Raw genomic sequence first — 22,397 nt, 5'->3', positions numbered from 1 at the left:
CGGGGTTCATCTCGGCTGTGATCTGTGACCCCTGCGACACGTCTGCACGCCCCGAACCCGGAACAATGCGCGGACGTGACCATCCGCGTGGCCCTCGAGCACCGAACCCACTACGAGTTCGACCGTGCCGTGAACATCGGCCCGCACACCGTGCGCCTGCGGCCCGCGCCGCACTGCCGGACCCCGATCGAGAGCTACTCGCTCACCGTCGAGCCGAAGCAGCACTTCGTGAACTGGCAGCAGGACGCGCACTCCAACCACCTCGCCCGAGTGGTCTTCCCCGAGCCCGCGAGCAGCCTGACGTTCACGGTCGACCTGGTCGCGGACATGACCGTGATCAACCCGTTCGACTTCTTCCTCGAGCCCTACGCCGAGGGCTTCGGGTTCGCCTACCCGACCGAGCTGGCCGCGGACCTGGAGCCCTACCTGCGGCCCGTCGCCGACGAGGCCGGCACGCCCGGTCCCCTCGTGCGGCGGTTCCTTCGCGAGCTCGACGCCGACAGCAGGCACGGGCAGGCGATCGTCTCGTTCCTCGTCGACGTCAACCGCCGGGTGAACCGGGCCGTGTCGTACTCGGTGCGGATGGAGCCCGGCGTCCAGAGCCCGGACACCACGCTCGACCGCGGCGTCGGGTCCTGTCGGGACAGCGCCTGGCTGCTGGTCTCCGCGCTCCGCGAGCTGGGGCTGGCCGCCCGGTTCGTCTCCGGCTACCTCGTCCAGCTCGCGCCCGACGCCGTGCCGGGCGTGCGGCCACCGTCGTTCCACCAGGACTTCACCGACCTGCACGCCTGGGCCGAGGTGTACGTCCCGGGGGCGGGCTGGATCGGGTTGGACGCGACGTCCGGCCTGCTCGCGGGCGAGGGCCACATCCCGCTCGCCGCCACCCCCTCCCCGCGGCACGCCGCGCCGATCAGCGGGCTCATCGACCCCTGCGAGTCCCGCCTCGAGTTCTCCAACACCGTCACGCGGATCCACGAGGACCCGCGGGTCACCGCGCCGTACTCGCCCGCCCAGCGGGAGCGGATCGAGGCCGTCGGGCTCCGGACGGACGAGCTGCTGGTCGCCGGGGACGTCCGGCTCACCATGGGCGGCGAGCCCACCTTCGTGTCCAAGAAGGACATGGCCTCCCCGCAGTGGACGGTCGCGGCGGACGGCGAGGACAAGCGCCGGATGGCGGATGAGCTGGCCGCCCGGCTCAAGGAGCACTACGCGCCGAACGGCGTCGTCCATCGTGGACAGGGCAAGTGGTACCCCGGCGAGCCCCTGCCGCGCTGGCAGACCGCCCTGGTCTGGCGCACGGACGGCGAGCCGCTCTGGGGCGATCCCGCCCTGCTGGCGACCCCGTCGCTGCCGGGGACGGCCACGAACGCCCAGGCGGGCGAGCTGGCCGCCGCCATCGCGGCGGGTCTCGGTATCGATGGTGAGTACCTGCGCCCGCTGTTCGAGGACCGGCTCCACGAGATCGTCGCCGAGGCCCGGCTGCCGGACGGCGAGCCGCCGACCGACGTGGACACCGACACCCCGCTCGCCGACCGGGACGCCCGCGCCCGGATCATCGACCGGCTCGACGGCGCCGACACCGAACCCGTCGCCTGGGCGCTCCCGGTGCACCGCACCGAGGCGGGCACCGGCTGGGCGACGACGGCCTGGCGCACCCGCCGCGGCGACATGCGGCTGCTCCCCGGCGACTCCCCCGCGGGCCTGCGGCTGCCGCTCGGCGCGATCACCTGGGAGCTGCCGCCGGGAGTGTCGGACCCGTCGAGCTTCCGCGAGCGCCCCGCCCTGCCGACCGGGATCGCGGTCGCCGAGAAGGCGCACGTCACCCCGGTCGAGGACGCCCCCACCACGGCGCTGTGCGTCCAGGAGCGGGACGGGCACCTGTCCGTCTTCCTGCCCCCGCTGCAGGAGGCGGCGGACGCGGTGGAGCTGCTCGGGATCGTCGAGCGGGCGGCGAGGGCGGTCGGGCAACCGGTCGTGCTGGAGGGCTACGCCCCGCCCGGCGACCCGCGCACGAGGACCCTCACGGTCACCCCGGACCCGGGCGTCATCGAGGTCAACGTGCACCCCACGTCCTCCTGGCCCGAGCTCACGGAGCTGACCGCCACGCTGCACCGCCTCGCCCAGGAGACCGGGCTGGGTGCGGAGTCCTTCGCCCTCGACGGCCGCCACACCGGCACCGGCGGCGGCAACCACATCACCCTCGGCGGGCCGACCCCGCAGGACTCGCCGCTGCTGCGCAGGCCGGACCTGCTGGTCAGCATGCTGACCTACTGGCAGCAGCACCCGTCCCTGTCCTACCTGTTCTCCGGCACCTTCATCGGCCCGACCAGCCAGGCCCCGCGCGTCGACGAGGGCCGCCACGAGACGCTCTACGAGCTGGAGATCGCGTTCGCCGAGCTCGACCGCCTGAAGGACGAGGTCCGACCCTGGCACGTCGACCGCGCCCTGCGGCACCTGCTCACCGACATCACCGGCAACACCCACCGCGCCGAGTTCTGCATCGACAAGCTGTTCTCCCCGGACTCCGAGCGCGGCCGCCTCGGCCTGCTGGAGCTGCGCGGCTTCGAGATGCCGCCGCACCCGGACATGGCACTCGTCCAGGCCCTGCTCGTGCGCGCACTCGTCGCGCGGTTCTGGGCCGAGCCGTACACCGGCAAGCTGGTCCGCTGGGGCACCCGGCTGCACGACTCGTTCATGCTCCCGGCGTTCGTCGAGGCGGACGTCGCCGAGGTGGTGGCGGACCTGGCGGCGCACGGCATCGAGTTCGAGCTCGGCTGGCTCCAGCCCTTCCTCGAGTTCCGGTTCCCGCGGCTCGGGCGCGTCGAGGTGGCGGGGATCAGCCTGGAGCTGCGCAGTGCGATCGAGCCGTGGCACGTGCTCGGCGAGGAGATGTCGAGCGGCGGGGTCGCGCGCTACGTCGACTCCTCGGTGGAGCGCGTGCAGATCGAGGTCACCGGCGCGCTGTCGGACCGCTACACCGTGACCTGCAACGGCGTCCCCGTCCCGCTGCACCCGGCGGCCACGAGCGACGGGCTGGTCGCGGGAATCCGGTACCGGGCGTGGGCCCCGCCGTCCGCCCTGCACCCGACGATCGGGGTGCACTCCCCGCTGGTCTTCGACCTGGTCGACACCTGGAACGAGCGGTCGCTGGGCGGCTGCACGTACCACGTCGTGCACCCCGGGGGCCGCGCCTACGAGACCTATCCCGTCAACGCGAACGAGGCCGAGGCGCGGCGCAACGCCCGGTTCACCCCCTACGGCCACTCGCCGGGCCCGGTGGACACCAGTCTGTGGAAGGCTGACCCCACTGCCGAGTACCCCCGGACGCTCGACCTGCGCCGGCACCGACCCTGAAGGTGGCCGTGTACGACGAGATGCGGGACGCCACCGGTGCCGTCCGGCCGCTCTGGACGGGCCTCGCGGGCGTCCTGGACGGCGCCGGGCCCGCCGGCCTGGCGGGCCGCCGGGCGGACACCCTGCGGCTGCTCGCGGACGACGGCGTGGCCTACCACCCGCCCGGCGCCGAGTCCGAGCAGCTCTGGGAGCTCGACCCACTGCCGCTGATCCTCTCCGGCGAGGAGTGGGGCACGCTCGAACGCGGGGTCGCGCAGCGCGCCGAGCTGGTCGACCGGCTGCTCGTCGACCTCTACGGCCCGCGCGCGGTGATCACCCGCGGGCTGCTCCCGGTCGAGGTCGTCGAGGGCCATCCGGGGTACCTGCACGCCTGGCGCAGGGTGGGCGGGGAGCTGTACGGCACGCCCGCGCGCCGCGAGCTCTTCCTGTCCGCCGTGGACCTCGGCCGCTCCCCGGACGGCTGGGTCGTGCTCGACGACCGCGTCCAGGCCCCCTCCGGCGCCGGCTACGCGATGGCGAACCGCCGGGTCGTCGCACGGGTGCTCTCCGCGCTGCACCGCCGCTCACAGATCCGCAGGCTGGGCCCCTTCTTCGAGGCCATGCGCGCGGGCCTGCGCACCGAGGACCAGCGGGTGGTGCTGCTCAACCCCGGCCCGGACTCCGAGACCGCCTACGAGCAGGCGCTGCTGTCCTCCCTGCTCGGCGTGCCGCTGGTGCTGGGCTCCGAGCTCACGGTCCGGGAGGGGCGCGTCTGGCAGCACACCCTGGGCAGGCGGGAGCCGGTGGACGTCGTGCTGCGCAGGCTGGACGCCGAGTGGTGCGATCCGCTGGACCTGCGCCCGGACTCCCGGCTGGGCGTGCCCGGCCTGGTCGAGGCCGCGCGGACCGGCACGGTCAGCGTGCTCAACGGGCTGGGCTCGGGCGTCGCGGAGAACCCCGGCCTGATCCCCTACCTGCCCGCGTTGTGTCGCGAGCTGCTCGGCGAGGACCTGCTGCTCCCCGGCCCGCCGACCTGGTGGTGCGGGGACCCGCTCGCGCTGTCCCACGTCCGGGAGCACCTCGCCGAGCTCGTGATCGGCCCGCTCGCGCGGGGCTCGGCGGACGGGGACCTCCGCTTCCCCGTCCGCGGCGCGGACCTCACCGTGGCGCAGCGGGAGGCGCTGCTCGCCCGCATCGCGGCCGAGCCCTACGCCTGGACCGCCCAGCGCGAGATCACGCTGTCCACCTCGCCGACGATCGGGGCGGCGGGAGCCGAGCACCGGCCCGTCGTGCTGCGGACCTTCTCGGTCGCCTCCGGGAGCGGCTGGGAGGTGCTCGACGGCGGGCTGGCCTCGGTGCCCGCAGGCCCGGGCGCCCGGCCGCTGGAGGGTGCCGCCACGCTCGCGAAGGACGTCTGGGTGGTGGGCGAGCGGGCCGAGCGGGCAGTGCTCGGCCCGCCGGACGAGGGCTCCGCCCAGCTCCCGGCCGGCGGAGTGTCGCCGCGCGTGGCCGAGGACCTGTTCTGGCTGGGCCGCTACTCCGAGCGCGCCGAGGACACCGCGCGGCTGCTGCGCGCCGTCACCGACCGGTGGGGGGACTTCCAGAACACCCCCGAGCCCGAGGGGGCGATCGCGCTGCGGGCGCTGCTGCGGGCGACCTCGGAGATCACCCACACCGAGCCGGGGTTCGCCGACTCGGGGTCCCCGAGCCGCGAGGAGCTGCGCTCGCTGCTCTGCGACCGCGACCGCCCCGGCACGCTCGGGTTCGCCGTACACCGGCTGACCCGCGCCGCGCAGGCGGTCCGCGAGCTGCTGTCCACCGACACCTGGCTGGTCCTGGGCAGGCTGGACACCGTGCTGGCCCGGATCGCGGCCGACCCGGACCTGGACGACGGCGCGGTGTCCGGCGGGCTCAACCGGGTCCTCGAGGGGCTGCTCGCCCTCGCCGGGATCACCGCGGAGAGCCTGGTCCGGGACGCCGGCTGGCGGCTGCTGGACGTCGGACGCCGGGTGGAGCGCGCCCAGCACGTCGTCGCGCTGCTCGGGGCGACGCTGTGCGCCGCCCCCCGCGGCCCGGCGGACCGGCTCGTCAGCGAGTCGGTCACGATCACCGCCGAGTCCGTGATCACCCACCGGCGGCGCAACGCGGGCCGCGCGGGCGTGGCGCCGCTGCTCGCCCTGCTGCTCACCGACCGGGAGAACCCGCGCGCCGTGGCCTACCAGCTGGACCGCCTCACGGACGACCTCGCGCACCTGCCGGGCGCCGTGCCCGGCTCGCTGGACGCCACCGTCCGCAGGCTCGCCGAGGCCGACCTGCCCGCGCTGGCCGCCCGCGATACCGCGGACGGCACCCGCCCCGAGCTCGCCGCCCTGCTCGCGGGCCTGGGCACGGACCTCGACCGGCTGGCGGACGACATCGCCGCGGCGCATTTCGCCCCGGCGCGCGGCCCGCGGCCGTACGACCCGCTGCTCCCGGCGGCGTCATGACGGTCTACCGGGTCACGCACAAGACCTCGTACACCTACGAGGACGACGTCACGACCAGCTTCGGGCGGGCCCACCTGCTCCCCCGCACCCAGCCGGACCAGCACTGCGCGGACGCCGAGGTCACCTTGGAGCCGGGCGCGGACGAGCTGCGCGAGCACACGGACGCCTTCGGCAACCGCTCCACCTACTTCTGCGTGCGCAGCCCCCACCGCGAGCTGACCGTGCTCGCCCGCAGCACGGTGACGGTGGACCGGGTCGCGGTGCCCGCGGCGCTGCGGCCGTGGGAGGAGGTCCGGGACACCGTCCCGCTCGACGCGCGGCCGTACCGGCTGCCCTCACCCCGGCTGCCGGTGCAGCCGGAGGTCGCGGCGTACGCGGCGCCGTCGTTCACCCCCGGCAGGCCGCTGGGCGAGGCCGCCGCCGATCTCTGCCGCCGCATCCACGACGACTTCGACTACGTCTCCGGCTCCACCACCGTCCGGTCCACGGTCACGGACCTGCTGACCGGCGGCGAGGGCGTCTGCCAGGACTTCGCGCACCTCGCGGTGGCCGGGCTGCGCAGCCGCGGGCTGCCCGCGAAGTACGTCAGCGGGTACCTGGAGACGCTGCCGCCGCCCGGGAAGCCGAAGCTGCGCGGCGTGGACGCCTCGCACGCCTGGTTCTCGGTGTGGACCGGGGACGGCTGGCTCGACCTGGACCCCACGAACGACCGGGTCGTCGACGAGCAGTTCGTGGTGCTCGCCCACGGCCGGGACTACGGCGACGTGCCCCCGCTCAAGGGTGTGATCTTCACGGACTCGGCCAAGAGTGTGATGGCCGTGTCCGTCGACATGGAACGGCTGCCGCAGGGGTAGGAGGGTCCGTGCGCTCCTTCGCCTGTCCCCACTGCTCCTCGCTCGTCTACTTCGAGAACTCCGTCTGCCTGAACTGCCACTCGGAGATCAGCTACTCCCGGCGGGCCCGGTCCCTCGTGCTGACGTCGACGGGACGAGCCTGCGCGAACGTCGTCACGGCGACGTGCAACTGGCTCGTCACCGGCGACAACGCGCTGTGCGACTGCTGCGCACTGACCCGCACGCGCCCCGCGGACGAGGACACCGAGGGCATGAGGGCCTTCGCGCTGACCGAGCAGGCCAAGCGCAGGCTGCTCTTCCAGATCGACGACCTCGGCCTGCCCCTCGCGGACCGCACGGCCGACCCGGCGGGCGGGCTGGCCTTCGACCTGCTCTCCAGCGCGCGCGAGCAGGTGATCACCGGGCACGACAGCGGGATCGTCACGCTCGACCTCGCCGAGGGCGACTCCGGGCACCGCGAGCAGATGCGCGTGCAGCTCGCCGAGCCGTACCGCACCCTGCTCGGGCACCTGCGCCACGAGACCGGGCACTGGTACTGGGAGGTGCTCGTGGACCGGCCGGGGAACACCGCGGGCTTCCGGGAGCTGTTCGGCGACGAGTCCGCGTCCTACGCCGAGGCCCTGAAGCGGCACTACTCCGCGGAGCCGACCGGCTGGGAGGACACCCACGTCTCGGCCTACGCGACCATGCACCCGTGGGAGGACTGGGCCGAGACCTTCGCCCACTACCTGCACATCCGGGACACGAGCCAGACCGCGGCGGCCTTCGGGATCGCAGTGCACGGCCCCGCGCTGGAGTCCGAGCCCGAGCAGAGCGAGAAGGACTTCGACGCCCTGATCGAGACCTGGCTCCCGCTCACCGCCGCGCTCAACGCCGTCAACCGGTCGATGGGCTACGAGGACCTCTACCCCTTCGTCCTGGCCCCGCGGGTGCTGGACAAGCTCCGCTACGTCCACGACCTGGTCATCGCGAAGCCGGAGTACGTGCCCGCAGGGTGAGCGGGGTCAGCCCGCCAACCGCTCCACCCCGTCGAGGAACAGGGCGAGGCCGAACTCCCAGGAGGCGTCGCTGTACTCCTCGTCGAAGCCGCCCTTCCCCCAGATCCGGGTCATGGTCGGGAAGCGCTCGGCGGAGTAGTAGGTGCCCCAGAAGCCCATCCGGGAGTTCCAGTAGTCGTCCACGGTCACGCCGGTCTTCGAGGCGATCGAGGTGTCGGTGACCGCCGAGCGGGCCGCGCCGAACACCTGCGACTCCACGAGCCCCGCGATCTGCGCGACCCGCTTCTCCGGCAGCCCGGTCAGCGCGACGGCCCGGTAGAGGTCCTCCTGCACGTCCAGCACGTGCGGTCCGAGGGGCATCCGCCAGAGGTGGGAACGGATCAGCCAGGGGTGCGCCTGGTACATCCGCCAGGCCTCGTGCGCGTGGAACTCGACCTGCGCCCGCCACGGCAGCGCGGGGTCCGGCATGACCCGGTCCGCGTACGCCGCGTCGATCATCAGCTCGAACAGCTCGTCCTTGCCCGGCACGTAGGTGTACAGGCTCATCGCCCCGACGCCGAGGTGCTGGGCGACCTTGCGCATGGACAGCTCGTCCACGCCCTGCTGCGCCGCGACCTCCATCGCCGCCGCGACGACCTGGTCGAGGGTCAGCCGCTGCTTCGGCCCCCGGGTGGGCGGCGGCGGCGGGTCCCACAACAGCCGGAGCATGGCCTGCCCCTCGGGCGTCCCCCACTGCTCGCTCACGAAACCCCCTCGCCGACTCACTCCGTACGGTGTACCTTATCGCTCCTGAACGCAGTACGCCGTACGGAATCAGGGGGATCCGTGATCCACACCGAAGCGCTCGGCCGGACGTTCCGGGTCGGGAAGGAGACGATCGAGGCCGTCCGCGGCATCGATCTCGACGTGGCCGAGGGCGAGCTCGTCGCCTTCCTCGGCCCGAACGGCGCCGGGAAGTCGACCACGCTGCGCATGCTCACCAGCCTGCTGCCGCCGACCGCGGGCTCGGCGCACGTCGCGGGGATCGACGTCGTCGCGCAGCCCGCCGAGGTCCGCCGTCGGATCGGCTACATCGGCCAGAAGGACGGCGCGGGCCACAACTACCGGGTCTGGGACGAGCTGGTCCTGCAGGGCCGCTTCTACGGGATGAGCAGGGCGGCGGCCACGGCGAGCGGCGAGGAGCTGCTGCGCACGCTGGACCTGGAGCCGCTGCGGATGCGCAAGGTCAGCTCGCTGTCGGGGGGACAGAAGCGACGTCTGGACATCGCGCTGGGCCTGATCCACCGCCCCGGCCTGCTGTTCCTCGACGAGCCCTCCACCGGGATGGACCCGCAGAACCGGGCCAACCTGTGGGAGCACATCCTGCGGATCCGCGAGGAGCGCGGGACCACCATCGTGCTCACCACGCACTACCTGGACGAGGCCGACCAGATGGCCGAGCGGGTCGTGATCATCGACCACGGCCGGATCATCGCGGACGACACCGCGGACGCGCTCAAGCGCAAGCAGGCGGGCGACCGGCTGACCGTCGTGGTGCCGACCGCGCAGGCCGACCGGGCGCGCGGGCTCCTCGCCACCGAGGGCAGTGAGCCCGCGGAGCAGCCGGACCCGGACGGCACGGCCCTGTCCATCCGCGTCGAGGCCGCCTCGCACGCCATGCCGGGGGTGCTGGAGCGGCTCCGGGCCGCAGGCGTGGACGTGATCGCCGCGTCCGCCCGCCAACCCACGCTGGACGACGTCTTCCTCAACCTGACCGGCCGCTCGCTGCGCGAAGGAGAGTCCTGATGGTCGCCCTGGTTCCGCCCCGCACCAGCGTGGTCACCGACGTCGGGCACGTCTGGTGGCGCGAGACGCTCACCATCGTCCGCGACCCGTTCTCCCTGATCTTCTCGCTGGTCCAGCCGCTGGTGTTCCTCGGCCTCTTCGGCCCGTTGCTCTCCGGGCTGGCGGGGGACGGCGCGCTGTTCGGCGGCTCGTCGCTGCAGTGGTTCCTGCCCGGCGTGGTGGTGATGATCACGATGTTCGGCACGTCGATGACCGGCGCGAACCTGCAGTTCGAGATCATGACGGGCGCGTTCGAGCGCATGCTCGCCACACCGCTGAGCCGGGCCTCGCTGATGATCGGGCGGGCACTCAAGGAGCTCACCCCGCTCGTGGTGCAGGCGCTGATCATCACGCTGGTGGCGATCCCGTTCGGGTTCGTGCTGTACCCGCTGCACGTCGTCGTCGGGTTGGTGATGCTGGGGATCTTCGGCGTGGGCGTCGGGGCGCTGTCCTACGCGCTGGCGATCGCGGCCCGCAAGACCGAGTGGATCTTCTGGGCGGTGCAGCAGTCGCTGCTGTTCCCGTTGTTGATCCTCTCCGGGATGATGCTGCCGCTGGAGACCGGCCCGGGCTGGATGCAGGTGGTCAGCAGGTTCAACCCGCTGACCTACATCGTCGACGCCGAGCGGGTCCTCTTCGCGGGCACCCTCGGCTCCCCGACCGTCCTGTGGGGGTTCGCCGCGGCGGTGGTCACCGCCGCCCTCGGCCTGCTGGTCGGCGTCCGGAGCATCCGGAAGGCCACCGTCTGAGTCGCAGCCCCCGAGCATGGTCGGTAACCGGACCGGCCTTGTGAGGACTCCGGACCATGGGGCGGAATACAGCGATGAACGGTCCGATCCCGGGGGCACCCCCCGAGCAGGCGGAGCTCGAGCGGGGCGCGATCACGTTCCCGGACGCGGTGGTGATCGGCCTGGCCGCGACCTCGCCCGCCTACTCGCCGGCCGCGGTGATCGGGCCCGTCGTCGCGTTGGTCGGGGTGTACGCCCCGGGCGTGCTGCTGGCGTCCTTCGTGCCGATGCTGCTGATCGCCTCGGCCTTCTCCTCCCTCAACAAGGTCGACCCGGCGTCGGGCCCGTCGTGGGGGCGGGGATGCTGATCTGGCTCCTCGTGCGGTCCGTCGCCGACCTCAACGACCCGGCGGCCAGCGCGAGCGGCACCTCCTGGCTCGGAATGGGCCCGCCGCCGGTCATCGGCATCGCGATCGTCGCGGTCGGTGTCGTCCTCATGATCGGCTGGCGGCTCCGGGACGGGACGTTCTGGCGGGAGCGGCCGTCGGCGGCGCCGGAGGAGCCCGGTCGGTCGTGAGTGCCCTCGCCCGCCGCCTGCTGATCAGTCCTTCCTGATCCGGCGCTCCTCCCCGCCCGCCCGCCACGTGGTGATCACCAGGCCCTCGTCGATCTCCACGCTCGCGGCCCCGACGAGCCGAGCGACGAGGAAGCGGTCGAACGTCCGGCCGCGCAGGTCGAAGCCGGTCGTCGCGAAGAGGTCCTCGGCGAACCGCTCGTGGCGAGCCGTGTCCGGGTCGTGCTGCACCGTCCCCCACACCTTCGCGTCCCCGTCGGACACGTGGGTGTCCACGGTCGCGGTGTGCAGGGTGAAGCGGGGATCGGCGTCCAGGTCCCGGAACTTGGCGGTGCCCGGCATCCCGGCGAGGACGAGATCGCCCTCGAACATCCGCGGCTCCATCGGGCTGACCCGCGGGAACCCGTCCGGTCGGTTGGTGCCGAGGAAGCACAGGTTGCCCACCGCCGCGTGCCGCCGCACGAACACCGCCGCGATGCGCGGCGCGGCCTCAGCGAACTCGTCCCAGTTCATGGGTGACGACGGTAGGGCCGAACCCTGACAGGTGCCGTCAGCGATGACGAGGCCGACTGCTCAGCCGCGGACGGTCAGCCCCACCCGCTGGAACTCCTTGAGGTCCGAGTAGCCGGTCTTCGCCATCGCACGGCGCAGGGCGCCGAAGAGGTCGACCGTGCCGTACGGCGTGCTGGACGGGCCGAAGAGGACCTGCTCCAGCGTGCGGTCGCTCGGCGAGAAGCCCGTGACGTCCGAGCGGGGCAGGGAGGGGTGGGCGGCGCTGGAGGTCCAGTAGAGCCCGTCCGCCGGGGAGTCCGCGGAGTCGGCGAGCTGCTCGCCGAGCATCACCGCGTCCGCACCGCAGGCGATCGCCTTCGCGACGTCCCCGGAGCCGTTGATCCCGCCGTCCGCGATGACGTGGACGTACCGGCCGCCGGTCTCGTCCAGGTAGTCGCGACGCGCGGCGGCGGCGTCGACCAGCGCGGTCGCCATCGGGACGCCGATGCCGAGCACCTCGTCCGTGGTGGTGGCCGACGACTCGCCGTACCCGACGATCACGCCCGCGGCGCCGGTGCGCATCAGGTGCATCGCGGTGCGGTAGTCCCCGACGCCGCCTGCGACCACCGGCACGTCGAGGGAGTTGATGAAGTCCTTGAGGTTGAGCGGCTCGCCCTTGCTCACGTGCTCGGCGGAGATGATCGTGCCCTGCACGACCAGGATCTCGACGCCGCCCGCCAGCAGCGCCGGGGTGAGCTCGCGGGCGCGCTGCGGGCTGACCCTCGCCGCGACCGTCACGCCCGCCTCGCGCACCTTCCGCAGCGACTCGGCGAGCAGGTCCGGCTGGATCGGCGCGGCGTGCAGCTCCTGCAGCGCCCGGATCGCGGCCGACGGGTCGTCCGAGTCCGCCGCCGCGACGACCTTCGCCAGCGCGCCCTCGGCGTCCGCGTGCCGGGCCCACAGACCCTCGGAGTTCAGCACGGCGAGCCCGCCGAGCTTGCCGATCGCCACCGCCGTGGCCGGGGAGACCACGGCGTCCGTGGGGTGGGTGACCAACGGGATCTCGAACCGGTACGCGTCCAGCTGCCAGGCGGTGGAGACCTCCTTGGAGCTCCGCGTCCGCCGGGACGGAACGATCTCGACCTGGGTCAGGTCGTAGGCACGACGGGCCTCTCGGCCCATCCCGATCTCCACGAGGTCACGCACGTTGCATGACCCTATCCCCTCACCGTGCGGCGTAGTTCGGTGCCTCGACCGTCATGGTGATGTCGTGCGGGTGGCTCTCCTTGAGCCCGGCCGCGGTGATCCGGACCAGCTGTGCCTGCTGCAGCTCGGGGATCGTCTGCGCACCCGCGTAGCCCATCCCGGACCGCAGCCCGCCGACGAGCTGGTGGACCACGCTCTGCAGCGGCCCGCGGAACGGGATGCGGCCCTCGATTCCCTCGGGGACCAGCTTGTCCTCGCTGAGTACGTCGTCTTGTGCGTACCGGTCCTTCGAGTACGACTTGGCGTCCCCGCGGGACTGCATGGCGCCCAGCGATCCCATGCCGCGGTAGGTCTTGAACTGCTTGCCGCCGACGAAGATCAGCTGGCCCGGCGACTCCGCGGTGCCCGCCAGCAGGCTGCCCAGCATCACCGTCGACGCCCCGGCGGCGATGGCCTTCGAGATGTCCCCGGAGTACTGGATCCCGCCGTCCGCGATCACCGGCACGCCCGCCGGCGCGCAGGCCCGGGAGGCCTCGTAGACCGCGGTGATCTGCGGGGCGCCGACGCCCGCGACCACGCGGGTGGTGCAGATGGAGCCCGGCCCGACACCGACCTTCACCGCGTCCGCGCCGGCCTCGACCAGCGCCAGCGCGCCCGCGTACGTGGCGACGTTCCCGCCGACGACGTCCACCGACTCGCCCACCTCGGCCCGCAGCTTCGCGACGGTCTCCAGCACGCGCCGGGAGTGGCCGTGCGCGGTGTCCACCATCAGCACGTCCACCCCGGCCTCGACCAGGCCCATCGCCCGGGCGTACGCGTCCTCGCCGACGCCGACCGCGGCGCCCACGATCAGCCTGCCGTCCGGGTCCTTCGTGGCCAGCGGGTACTTCTCGGTCTTGTTGAAGTCCTTGATCGTGATCAGGCCGCGGAGCACGCCGTCCCCGTCGATGATCGGGAGCTTCTCCAGCTTGTGCCTGCGCAGCAGGCCGAGCGAGGCCTCCGCGGTGACCCCGACGCGGGCGGTGATCAGCGGGGCCTTCGTCATCACCTCGTGCACGGGGCGGTCGAAGTCCACCTCGAACCGCATGTCCCGGTTGGTGATGATCCCGACGAGCTTGCCGTCCGCGTCCGTGACCGGGAGCCCGGAGATGCGGTACTTGCCGCAGAGCGCGTCCACCTCGGCGAGGGTGGCGTCCGGCGAGCAGGTGACGGGGTCGGTGACCATGCCCGCCTCGGAGCGCTTGACCACCTCCACCTGGGTCGCCTGCTCCTCCGCGGAGAGGTTGCGGTGCAGCACGCCGAGCCCGCCCGCGCGGGCCATGGCGATCGCCATCCGCGCCTCGGTGACGGTGTCCATCGGCGAGGACACCAGCGGGACCCGGATGCGCACGCGGCGGGAGAGCTGGGTGGAGGTGTCCACGGCCGACGGGACGACGTCGGACTCCGCGGGGAGCAGCAGCACGTCGTCGAAGGTCAGGCCGAGCATCGCGAACTTCGGCGGCAGTCCGGTGGTCTCGCTCGTCATGGCTGGTCGTGCACCCTTCACCGACGTCTGACACCCGGCCGCGGGGGACCCGGGCGTCGTACAGGAGTCCATCGTATCCGCGCGGAACGACCGGCCAGGGAGTCGCCCACCACACCCGCGGGCGGGGCGGCTGTCCACAGGAGTGTGAGTTGTCCACAGGCCTGTGGGTGGAGCGGTGGATACCGGCGCCGACGCGGTACCGTGTGCACGTGGCGTTCGACGGTCTGCCCCCCGATCCCTTCGCGGGAGATCCCTACGACCCTGCCCTCTCGCTCGAGGAGGGTGGGTCCGAGGAGCACGACGAGCTGACCGAGGACGAACGCGAGGAGGTCGTGGCCGACCTCGCCGACCTCGCCGTCTACCAGGCCCTCCTGGAGCACCGCGGGATCCGCGGCATCCTCGTCGACTGCGCCGACTGCGGCGAGCAGCACTTCCACGAGTGGAACCTGCTGCGCGCGAGCCTGCAGCAGCTACTGGACGAGGGGCAGATGCGCCCGCACGAGCCCGCCTTCGACCCGGACCCCGCGCATTACGTGACCTGGGACTACTGCCGCGGCTTCGCCGACGCGGCGCTCGGCGAGGACTGACCCCTCCCCCACTCGACAGGAAGGCCCCCGAGCGGATCGCTCGGGGGCCCTGCCGTTCGCCGAGGCTCAGCTCGCGGTGGTGGTGCTGGACTCCGCGGTCGTCGTCTCCGTCGGCCCCATGGACGTGGTGGTCGTCCCGGGCGGCGGGGTCGTCGTCGTGGTGGTGCCGGTCGGACCCTCCTGGGCCCCCTCGGTCGTGGGACCCGGGGGCGGGCTGACCGACGTGGACGGGGCAGGCGAGGTGGGCGCACCGGTGCTCGGCTCGCCGGGGGCCCTGAGCGTGTTGACGTCCGGGCCCTTGCCGCCCGCGCCGCCCCCCGGGCCACCGCCGGGCACGGTCGAGACCGAGCTCGGGTCGGGCTCGGTCGACGACGGGGTGGTCGAGGTGGTCCCGGACGGGTCCGGCTTCCCCTCCGTCACATCCGGCGGCGGGACCGGCCGCGGGGTGCCGTTGCGCAGCGGGGCGCGCGGGTCCGTCGGGACGCCCTGGGGCGTCTCGACCGCCTTCTGCTGCAGGAAGGTCTGCTCGGCCGCGAGGTAGGTCTTGCCCTCCTCCGGCCGGACCTGCTCCAGCAGCGGCGCCAGGGCCGCGAGGTCCTGCTGCGCGCCCGCGGCGTCCCCGGAGGCCAGCTTGGCGTTCACCTGCTGGATCTTGGACTTGACCTCGGCGGCGGCGACCTTCGAGTTCGCCGCGTCCTTGTAGAGGACCTGGGTGACCGGGAAGAGCGCGTCCCCCGGGTCGGCGCCCTGCGCGCCGATCGACACACCGGCGATGCTGAAGACCAGCAGCGCCGCCGCGCCTGCCAGCGGGATCAGGTGCCGACGACGGTTCGAGACCTTGCGGGGGGAGCCGGACTCCACCGCCGCGACGGCCGTGTCGAGGTCGAGGAGCTGTGGCAGCGGCTCGGCGTCCACCTCGGCCTTCCAGGCCGCCAGCATCGCGACGACCTTGTCGTCCGCGTCGTAGCCGTGCCTGCCGGGGGCGGAGACGGTCATCCCCGCGGACAGCGCGTTGATCAGCTCGTCGTCCGCCTGGACGGCGACGAGGTCCAGCGGCTCGTCCGCGTACTCGTCCTCCTCGACGCGGCCCGGCCTGCCGCCCACCGGGAACGGGATGGGGCGGTTGGGCACGCCGTGGGGTCCGCTGCCGCCGTTGCGGTGGCGGCCGTTGCCGTTGCTCCCGTGGGGGCGGGGCTTGCCGAACGGGTGGTCGGGGCCACCGGGGTTGCGCGGGTCGCTCACTCAGACCACCTCCTCTTCGGGCATGTTCTTGCGCAGCCGGGCCAGTGCCCGGTGCTGGGCCACGCGGACCGCGCCGGGTGTCGACCCGACCGCATCCGCAGTCTCCTCCGCACTGAGTCCGACGACCACGCGGAGGACGATGATCTCGCGCTGCTTCTCGGGGAGCTGGTCGAGCAGGCGAGACATCTGTTCGGACAGCTCCACACGAAGCGCCCGCTGTTCGGGGCCGTCGCCGACCTCGATGGAGTCCGGGACGTCCGCCACCGGTTCGGACCGGTTCCGACCCGCGGCACGGTGTGCGTCGATCACCTTGTGCGACGCGATGCCGTAGACGAAGGCCAGGAACGGACGTCCCTGTACGCGATAACCGGGCAAGGCCGTCAGCACGGCCAGACACACCTCCTGCGCGACGTCGTCCGCCGAGACGGACGACCGGTCCATCCGTCCCAGCCGCGCGCGGCAGTAGCGCACGACCAAGGGCCGGATGGTGGCCAGTACACGTTCGACCGCTCCGCGGTCACCTGCCATGGCAGATGCCACCAGCTCGTCGAGAACGTCTGTCGGTTCACTCATCGCGCAGAGTCGTCCAGGCGTTACGCAGCATGTTCGTCTTCATCCGTTCGGTGAGGGCGACTACGGAGAGTGCTGAATCGACCTCAGTGCCGACCACCGTAGCGAAGCCTCGTATGCATCCGGGAACCGCTCTCACCGGTCACGACGACGGGACGGCACGGGAGTTGCGGTCCGTAGGCGAGGGGACGCCGATGTGTCGGGCCTCGTCGGCGAGCGGTCGACCGACGGGGTGACGGGTCGGCGGAGGGTGAGCGGAACCCATTCGGTCGAGTCGATCACGTCGGACACGCCGTCGCGGCGTTCGGTCACGCTGTGCAGCCGCGAGCGGTCGGCGGGCCCGGTCGCCGCCGGTCACCCGGTGACGCCGGGATGACGGGGATGTGACACGGGCGAAGATCGGGCCGAGCGAGGCGTGGCCGTCGCGGAGCCGCCCCCGGCCCGGTCCGGGCCGCGGGGCGGAAGGATCGTGCGCGGCAGGCCGGGGACCCTGCGCGCGTGGTGCGTCGTGCGTCGTGCCGGTGCGTCGGGTGTCGATGCGCCGTTCCGGGTGGGGCGCGGACAACGCGACGGACGTGCGGTCGTACCGGAGAGGCGTCCTCCCGCCGGATCGGCAGGGGGCGGGCCGGGGGCAGCCCGTCCTCTCCATCGGCGGCTCACGGGCCACACCTGCTCATGGAGCCGTGTGCGTCCGCCACCGGACCATCCGGTCCGGCGGAGTCGCCGAGGCGCCCCCTCTAGGAGACCAGGCCGCGACGGAAGCCGTGGGCCACCGCCTGGGCGCGGTCGCGCACGCCGAGCTTGCGGAACAGCCGACGCGCGTGCGTCTTGACCGTGTCCTCGGACAGGTAGAGCTCGCGGCCGATCTGGCCGTTGCTCTTCCCCTGGCTCATCCCGCGCAGCACCTGGAGCTCGCGCTCCGTGAGCTGCACGCCCGGGTCGGCCGGGGTCCGCGGCGTGGGCACCGCGGTGGAGGCGAGGGTGTGCGCGAGCGCGGCCACCAGCTCGGGGCGCGAGGCGTCCCAGCGGAGGTAGCCGCGGGCGCCGCCCGCGATGGCCGCGGCGATGCTGCCCGCGTCGTCCGGGGCTCCGAACACGATGACGTTCGCCTGGGGGTGGGCCGCGACCAGTCGCCTGGTCGCCTCCACACCGGTGGGCACCGCACGCTGGGTGCCGACCAGGACGACGTCGACCGGCTGCCGGGAGAACCGGGCCAGCAACTCGTCCCCGTGGGCGACGCAATCGATCCGGTGCACCCCCGGCACCGCGGACATCACGCGGGTGAGACCTTCGCGGACGCTGCGACGATCGTCGCAGATGAGTACCGTCGTCACGACGATTCCTTCCTGCAGCTTCCTGCAGCCGGGTGATGTGTCACCCTCCGCATCGGCGAGTGACCGGATCACCTTGACACGATCAGGGCGTTTTTGTGCCCTCCATTCGAGACCCTTGCGCCGAGTGGCACTCGTCATGTGGGTGACTAGAGACCGAATGGAGTAATTACGTTACCGCGAGCCTCTCAGGCTCCTGTTCCCACTCCCCCATCGGGCGCCGTCCCACGGTCTCGGACCGGGCACGGATCACGCTCAGCGCAAGACCGGCGGCGTGTCGTCGGTGTGGCGCGTCGTTCGGCGCACCGTTCACCGCTCCACGCATCCCTCCCTGGCGCCGATCGTGGTGCCCCGGGGACCCGATCGGACGGTCGGACGGTTGCCCCGAACCCGCGGGCGGACCGTTGTCCACCCCCTCGCCAACGATCACTGACGGGGGAGGGTTCGACTCCGGCGGTGACGCCGTGGTCGGGGCGGCCGTCGGCGGTGGCGCCGCGCGGAGCCGGACGGAGCGGAGCGTGTCGGCGGTGTCCGCGGCGGCCGGCAGGGCGGCCCGGGAGAGCGGGAGCAGGCCCGCGTCGGACGTCTCGGCGGCGAGGGTGTCCAGGTCGACGAGGGCGACCGCGAGTGCGTCGGGGTCGGCCGCGGGGCGCCGGGCCGCCACCGCCGAGACCACCGCGGCGAGCAGACGGGACTCGAGGAGGTGGCGGTTCGAGCCTGCGGAGGCGGAGCCCGCCACCGCCGCGGCGGCCGCAGTGCGGGCCCGGTCGAGCTCGCCGCGGGCGAGCGCGGGCTCCGCGCGGACCCACTGCAGGCGGACCCGCGGGCGCCACCGCTCCGCCTCCCCGAGGACCACGTCCGCCCTGCTCAGGAGCATGTCCGAGCGCCGGAGGTCGGCACCGCAGAGCGCGTCCGCGGCCAACCCGACGAGCGCGTCCACCGCCGCCGAGCGCTGGTCTCCGCAGAGGTCCGCGGCGGGACCGACGGTCGGGGCAGGACCGTCCGTGGGACGGGAGCCCGCACCCGGATCGAGCAGTGGACCCGAGCGCCCCGCGCCCACGCCACGAGTGCGAGCGCCCGCCCGTCGAGTGCCGCGGCGAGCCCGTGCCCACCCTGCCGGCGCACGTGCGACGCACGCGTGACGAGGGCGTGCGACCGGGTCGCGACGGGCGTGGCCGGATCCCGCACGAGGTCCTCGATGAGGGCCGCCGCGGCGGCCTAGCGCCCCTGTCCGCCGAGGGCGACGGCTGCCGTCCAGCGCGCGGTCGGCCCCGTTCGGCGGGCCCCGACGACCGACACGCCGGGCGTGGCGCCGATCGCCGCAGCCTCGAACGGGTTGTGGTCCATGTGGGGGTCGACCTTCAGGTCTCAGCCCCACATGGGCTAGTGCTTGTGGGGGACAGCCAAGAGGGTCGCCAGCGCGTCCGCGGCGCTCGTCAACGAGTCCAGCCGACCGACCCGGGGCGGCAGCTCGCGCCAACCCGGCCCTGCTGCGAACGAGCGCAGGTGCGGTCGGGTACGGGGTAGGGCGGAGAACACCTCGAGGTCGGCGGTCCGCGGATCCTGCGCCCAGAGCACCACGGCGGCGGGCGCGGTGCGCCGCACGGCCGCGACCAGGGCGTCCACCGGGAGGTTCGGCCCGAGCGGGCGGTGCGGGACCCCGCGTTCGGCCAGCACCGCGGCCAGCGCCACGAGCGGGAGGTGGTGGTACTCCCCCGGTGTCCCGGCGAGCAGCACCGGCCGGGCGTCCGACGAGGGACGGGTACCGGCGAGCGAGCGGGCGCCGAACACCGCGGTCACGGCCTCGCTGACCAGGTGCTCGATCTCCACCCCGGCCCCGGTCGACGCCCAGCGCTCGGCCACCGCGCCCAGCACGGGGCGCACCACCTCGTCCCAGGTGCGGACGAGCCCCTCGGCGGTCACGGCCTCGTCCACGAGCCTGCGGACAGCGACGGCGTCCATGGCCAGCGCCGCGCGACCGATCCCACGGGCCCGCCTGCCCGCCCCCGGCAGCCGGAGCACCCGGCCGCCGACCCGGACGCGGGCGTCGAGGTCGTCCGCGGGGGACCCCGTGACGAACACGGGCATGCCGTCCTCCGCGGCCGCCTCCGGCGCGGGCTCGGGCGCGGCGGCCCCGGGGAGCGTGGCCTCCAGGGCGGACCGCGCCGCCTCGGCGGGGGTGACCCCGCGCACGAGCTCGCGGTGCATGAGCTCCAACCGCGCCACGTCCTCGGGCCCGTAGCGCCGGTGCGCTCCCGGCCGGTGTGCCGACGGCCCCAGCCCGTAGCGCCGGTCCCAGGTGCGCAGCGTGGCGGGCGCGATCCCCAGCCTGCGGGCGACGGCGGCCACGGACAAGGCGGTGGGGGACGGCTCCGCCGGGGCATCCGACGCCGTGTCGGACTCCGGCTGCGTGGTCACCGGCACATCGTCCGGGTGCGCGGCCCCATCGGCAACTCCGCCGCGCCGCTCGGCGCGATTCTCTTGAACAAGGTTTGGCGCGATTCTAGGGTGGGCATCTCGGTGCTGAGCGAGAACGTCCTTCGAACGGGGTGAGTGACAGTGGCGGACATCAGGCGCCTGCCGGGACCGGTCTCGGACATCTGGGACTGGCAGATGAAGGGATCGTGCCGGGGCATGGACTCCGGCTTCTTCTTCCACCCGGAGGGTGAGCGCGGGCCCGCGCGCGCCAACCGGGAGCAGCGGGCCAAGGAGATCTGTGCGACCTGCCCGGTCCTGGAGATGTGCCGCAGGCACGCCCTCGAGGTGCAGGAGCCCTACGGCGTGTGGGGCGGGCTGAGCGAGCACGAGCGGGACGCGCTGATCCGCGGGCGGGACCGCAAGCTCAAGATCGGTCGGCAGACGGTGGCACCGCAGGCCTGAGCCGAGCGCAGCACCCCGGGAAGTGACGAGGGGCGGGTGGCCGTGATGGCCACCCGCCCCTCGTGTGTCGTCCGGACTCGGGTCAGTGCCCGTGCCCGTGGCCGCCCGCGGCCGGCGCCGGGGGCGCCTCCTCGGGCTTGTCGACGACGGCGCTCTCGGTGGAGAGCACCATCCGCGCGATCGACGCGGCGTTCACCACGGCGCTGCGCGTGACCTTGACCGGGTCGATGACCCCGTCGGCCAGCAGGTCCGAGTAGGTGAGCGTGGCGGCGTTGAACCCGCTGCCCCACGGCTGCTCGGCGACCTTGGCGGTGACGACCGCGCCCTCGAGACCACCGTTGGCGGCGATCCAGAAGAGCGGGGCGGTCAGCGCCCGCTTGACGATCGCGACACCGGTCGCCTCGTCACCGGAGAGCGTGAGCTCGTCCAGTGCGGCGGCGGCCTGGACCAGCGCCGAGCCACCGCCGGGGACGATGCCCTCCTCGACCGCCGCACGGGTCGCCGCGACGGCGTCCTCGATGCGGTGCTTGCGCTCCTTGAGCGCGGTCTCGGTGGCGGCACCGGCCTTGATCACCGCGACACCGCCGGACAGCTTCGCGAGCCGCTCCTGGAGCTTCTCGCGGTCCCAGTCCGAGTCGGTGGTCTCGATCTCGGCCTTGATCTGGGCGATGCGGCCCTGGATGTCCTCGGCCGACCCGCCGCCCTCGACGATCGTCGTGGCGTCCTTGGTGACGACCACCCGCCGGGCGGTGCCCAGCAGGTCCAGCCCGGCCTCGGACAGCTTGAGCCCGACCTCCGGGTTGATGACCTGACCGCCGGTGGCGGTCGCGAGGTCGTCCATGAACGCCTTGCGGCGGTCACCGAAGAACGGCGACTTGACCGCGGCGACCTTGACGGTCTTGCGGATCGAGTTGACCACCAGCGTGGACAGGGCCTCGCCCTCGACGTCCTCGGCGATGATCAGCAGCGGCTTGCCCTCGCCCAGCACCTTCTCCAGCAGCGGGAGCAGGTCCTGGATGGAGCCGATCTTGTCCCGGTGCAGCAGCAGGTAGGCGTCCTCCAGGACGGCCTCCATGCTCTCCGCGTCGGTGACGAAGTACGGCGAGAGGTAGCCCTTGTCGAACTGCAGGCCCTCGGTGATCTCCAGCTCAGTGGAGAGCGTGGAGCCCTCCTCGACCGTGATCACGCCGTCGGAGCCGACGGAGCCGATCGCGTCCGCGATGAGCCTGCCGATCTCCTCCTCGCGGGAGGCGATGGTGCCGACCTGCGCGATGTGCTCGGCGCCGTTGACCGGGGTGGCCTTGGACAGCAGCCACTCCGAGACCTTGTCGGCCGCGGCGGCGATGCCCTTGCCCAGCGCGGTCGGGTTGGCCCCGGCCGCGACGTTGCGCAGGCCCTCCTTGACCAGTGCCTGCGCGAGCACGGTGGCGGTGGTGGTGCCGTCGCCCGCGACGTCGTTCGTCTTGGTCGCGACGGTCTTCGCCAGCTGGGCCCCGAGGTTCTCGAAGGGGTCCTCGAGGTCGATCTCGCGGGCGATGGTCACGCCGTCGTTGGTGACGGTCGGGCCACCGAACTTCTTGTCGATGACCACGTGCCGACCGCGCGGGCCGAGCGTCACCTTCACGGCGTCGGCCAGCTGGTTCACGCCGCGCTCGAGCGCGCGGCGGGTGTCCTCGTCGAAGCTGATCTGCTTCGCCATCTACTGCCTCTCAGGTTGCGAAAGTGAACCGCCCCGGTGCCCTGGCGGGCCGCCGGGGCGGGTTTCAC

Annotated in this window: 21 protein-coding genes; 10 read left to right on the top strand and 11 right to left on the bottom strand. The window is 73.3% G+C overall.

Going from position 1 to position 22,397, the window contains the following annotated elements; all coding sequences use genetic code 11:
* Positions 1-75: 75 nt before the first annotated feature.
* The 4 genes from ABD993_RS17135 to ABD993_RS17120 are packed head-to-tail and all read left to right on the top strand — an operon-like array spanning position 76 to position 7,671.
* On the top strand, positions 76-3,354 hold the full coding sequence (locus ABD993_RS17135) for a transglutaminase family protein (RefSeq protein ID WP_345418872.1): 3,279 nt from the start codon (positions 76-78) through the stop codon (positions 3,352-3,354).
* An 8-nt stretch (positions 3,355-3,362) separates the two neighbouring features.
* Complete coding sequence (locus ABD993_RS17130) at positions 3,363-5,819, top strand: circularly permuted type 2 ATP-grasp protein (protein WP_345418869.1); 2,457 nt, start codon at positions 3,363-3,365, stop codon at positions 5,817-5,819.
* A complete protein-coding gene (locus ABD993_RS17125) occupies positions 5,816-6,673 on the top strand; it encodes a transglutaminase family protein (RefSeq protein ID WP_345418866.1) in 858 nt (285 codons plus the stop codon). The genes ABD993_RS17130 and ABD993_RS17125 overlap by 4 nt, the downstream gene beginning before the upstream one ends.
* Before the next feature lie 8 nt (positions 6,674-6,681).
* Positions 6,682-7,671: a zinc-binding metallopeptidase family protein gene (locus ABD993_RS17120; protein WP_345418863.1), complete on the top strand. Its 990-nt coding sequence runs from the start codon at positions 6,682-6,684 to the stop codon at positions 7,669-7,671.
* 6 nt (positions 7,672-7,677) lie between these two features.
* On the opposite strand, the gene ABD993_RS17115 is transcribed toward ABD993_RS17120, so the two are convergent.
* Entirely contained in the window at positions 7,678-8,415 is a 738-nt protein-coding gene (locus ABD993_RS17115; RefSeq protein WP_345418860.1) for a TetR/AcrR family transcriptional regulator, read from the bottom strand.
* 81 nt (positions 8,416-8,496) lie between these two features.
* On the opposite strand from ABD993_RS17115, the gene ABD993_RS17110 reads away from it, so the two are divergent.
* The 4 genes from ABD993_RS17110 to ABD993_RS17095 all read left to right on the top strand — a co-directional run bounded on the left by ABD993_RS17110 (position 8,497) and on the right by ABD993_RS17095 (position 10,800).
* Complete coding sequence (locus ABD993_RS17110) at positions 8,497-9,456, top strand: ATP-binding cassette domain-containing protein (protein ID WP_345418857.1); 960 nt, start codon at positions 8,497-8,499, stop codon at positions 9,454-9,456.
* Complete coding sequence (locus tag ABD993_RS17105; RefSeq protein WP_345418854.1) at positions 9,456-10,244, top strand: ABC transporter permease; 789 nt, start codon at positions 9,456-9,458, stop codon at positions 10,242-10,244. Before ABD993_RS17110 ends, ABD993_RS17105 begins: the two co-directional genes overlap by 1 nt.
* 74 nt (positions 10,245-10,318) lie before the next feature.
* Positions 10,319-10,591 carry a hypothetical protein gene (locus ABD993_RS17100; RefSeq protein ID WP_345418851.1) on the top strand — a complete coding sequence of 91 codons (273 nt, stop codon included), beginning with the start codon at positions 10,319-10,321 and terminating at the stop codon, positions 10,589-10,591.
* Positions 10,585-10,800, top strand: a complete 216-nt coding sequence (locus tag ABD993_RS17095; RefSeq protein WP_345418848.1) for a hypothetical protein — start codon at positions 10,585-10,587, stop codon at positions 10,798-10,800. Before ABD993_RS17100 ends, ABD993_RS17095 begins: the two co-directional genes overlap by 7 nt.
* 24 nt (positions 10,801-10,824) lie before the next feature.
* Here the strand turns inward: ABD993_RS17095 and ABD993_RS17090 are convergent, their stop codons facing one another.
* Genes ABD993_RS17090 through guaB form a run of 3 tightly spaced genes read right to left on the bottom strand, consistent with a single transcriptional unit; the run spans position 10,825 to position 14,020 of the window.
* Entirely contained in the window at positions 10,825-11,310 is a 486-nt protein-coding gene (locus ABD993_RS17090; protein ID WP_345418845.1) for a pyridoxamine 5'-phosphate oxidase family protein, read from the bottom strand.
* A 60-nt stretch (positions 11,311-11,370) separates the two neighbouring features.
* Entirely contained in the window at positions 11,371-12,495 is a 1,125-nt protein-coding gene (locus ABD993_RS17085; RefSeq protein WP_345418842.1) for a GuaB3 family IMP dehydrogenase-related protein, read from the bottom strand.
* Positions 12,496-12,514: 19 nt separating this feature from the next.
* Positions 12,515-14,020, bottom strand: coding sequence for an IMP dehydrogenase (gene guaB, locus ABD993_RS17080; RefSeq protein ID WP_345418839.1), 1,506 nt, complete (start codon positions 14,018-14,020; stop codon positions 12,515-12,517).
* Positions 14,021-14,229: 209 nt separating this feature from the next.
* Between guaB and ABD993_RS17075 the strand changes: the two genes are divergently transcribed.
* Positions 14,230-14,607: a DUF5319 domain-containing protein gene (locus ABD993_RS17075; RefSeq protein WP_425569026.1), complete on the top strand. Its 378-nt coding sequence runs from the start codon at positions 14,230-14,232 to the stop codon at positions 14,605-14,607.
* A gap of 66 nt (positions 14,608-14,673) precedes the next feature.
* Here ABD993_RS17075 and ABD993_RS17070 read toward each other — a convergent pair whose 3' ends face one another.
* From ABD993_RS17070 to ABD993_RS17045, 6 genes are all read right to left on the bottom strand, one after another.
* Positions 14,674-15,849 carry an anti-sigma-D factor RsdA gene (locus ABD993_RS17070; RefSeq protein ID WP_345418835.1) on the bottom strand — a complete coding sequence of 392 codons (1,176 nt, stop codon included), beginning with the start codon at positions 15,847-15,849 and terminating at the stop codon, positions 14,674-14,676.
* A complete protein-coding gene (locus ABD993_RS17065) occupies positions 15,850-16,422 on the bottom strand; it encodes a sigma-70 family RNA polymerase sigma factor (RefSeq protein WP_345418833.1) in 573 nt (190 codons plus the stop codon).
* Positions 16,423-17,156: 734 nt separating this feature from the next.
* The gene (locus ABD993_RS17060; RefSeq protein WP_013677394.1) at positions 17,157-17,753 is read right to left on the bottom strand and encodes a response regulator transcription factor; all 597 of its coding nucleotides are present in this window, start codon (positions 17,751-17,753) and stop codon (positions 17,157-17,159) included.
* A gap of 166 nt (positions 17,754-17,919) precedes the next feature.
* Entirely contained in the window at positions 17,920-18,810 is an 891-nt protein-coding gene (locus tag ABD993_RS17055; protein ID WP_345418828.1) for a hypothetical protein, read from the bottom strand.
* 158 nt (positions 18,811-18,968) lie between these two features.
* Positions 18,969-19,097: a hypothetical protein gene (locus tag ABD993_RS17050; protein WP_345418825.1), complete on the bottom strand. Its 129-nt coding sequence runs from the start codon at positions 19,095-19,097 to the stop codon at positions 18,969-18,971.
* Between the two features lie 36 nt (positions 19,098-19,133).
* Positions 19,134-20,168, bottom strand: coding sequence for a MerR family transcriptional regulator (locus ABD993_RS17045; protein WP_345418822.1), 1,035 nt, complete (start codon positions 20,166-20,168; stop codon positions 19,134-19,136).
* A 141-nt stretch (positions 20,169-20,309) separates the two neighbouring features.
* Here ABD993_RS17045 and ABD993_RS17040 point away from each other — a divergent pair, with 141 nt between their 5' ends.
* Positions 20,310-20,630 (top strand): WhiB family transcriptional regulator, encoded by a 321-nt coding sequence (locus ABD993_RS17040; RefSeq protein ID WP_345418819.1) that lies wholly within the window; start codon positions 20,310-20,312, stop codon positions 20,628-20,630.
* An 82-nt stretch (positions 20,631-20,712) separates the two neighbouring features.
* Here the strand turns inward: ABD993_RS17040 and groL are convergent, their stop codons facing one another.
* Positions 20,713-22,329 (bottom strand): chaperonin GroEL, encoded by a 1,617-nt coding sequence (gene groL, locus ABD993_RS17035; protein WP_345418816.1) that lies wholly within the window; start codon positions 22,327-22,329, stop codon positions 20,713-20,715.
* Between the last annotated feature and the right edge of the window lie 68 nt (positions 22,330-22,397).

The organism is Pseudonocardia xishanensis (genome assembly GCF_039541715.1).
Lineage (GTDB): Bacteria > Actinomycetota > Actinomycetes > Mycobacteriales > Pseudonocardiaceae > Pseudonocardia > Pseudonocardia xishanensis.
This window is presented reverse-complemented; position numbering and strand designations above follow the sequence as displayed.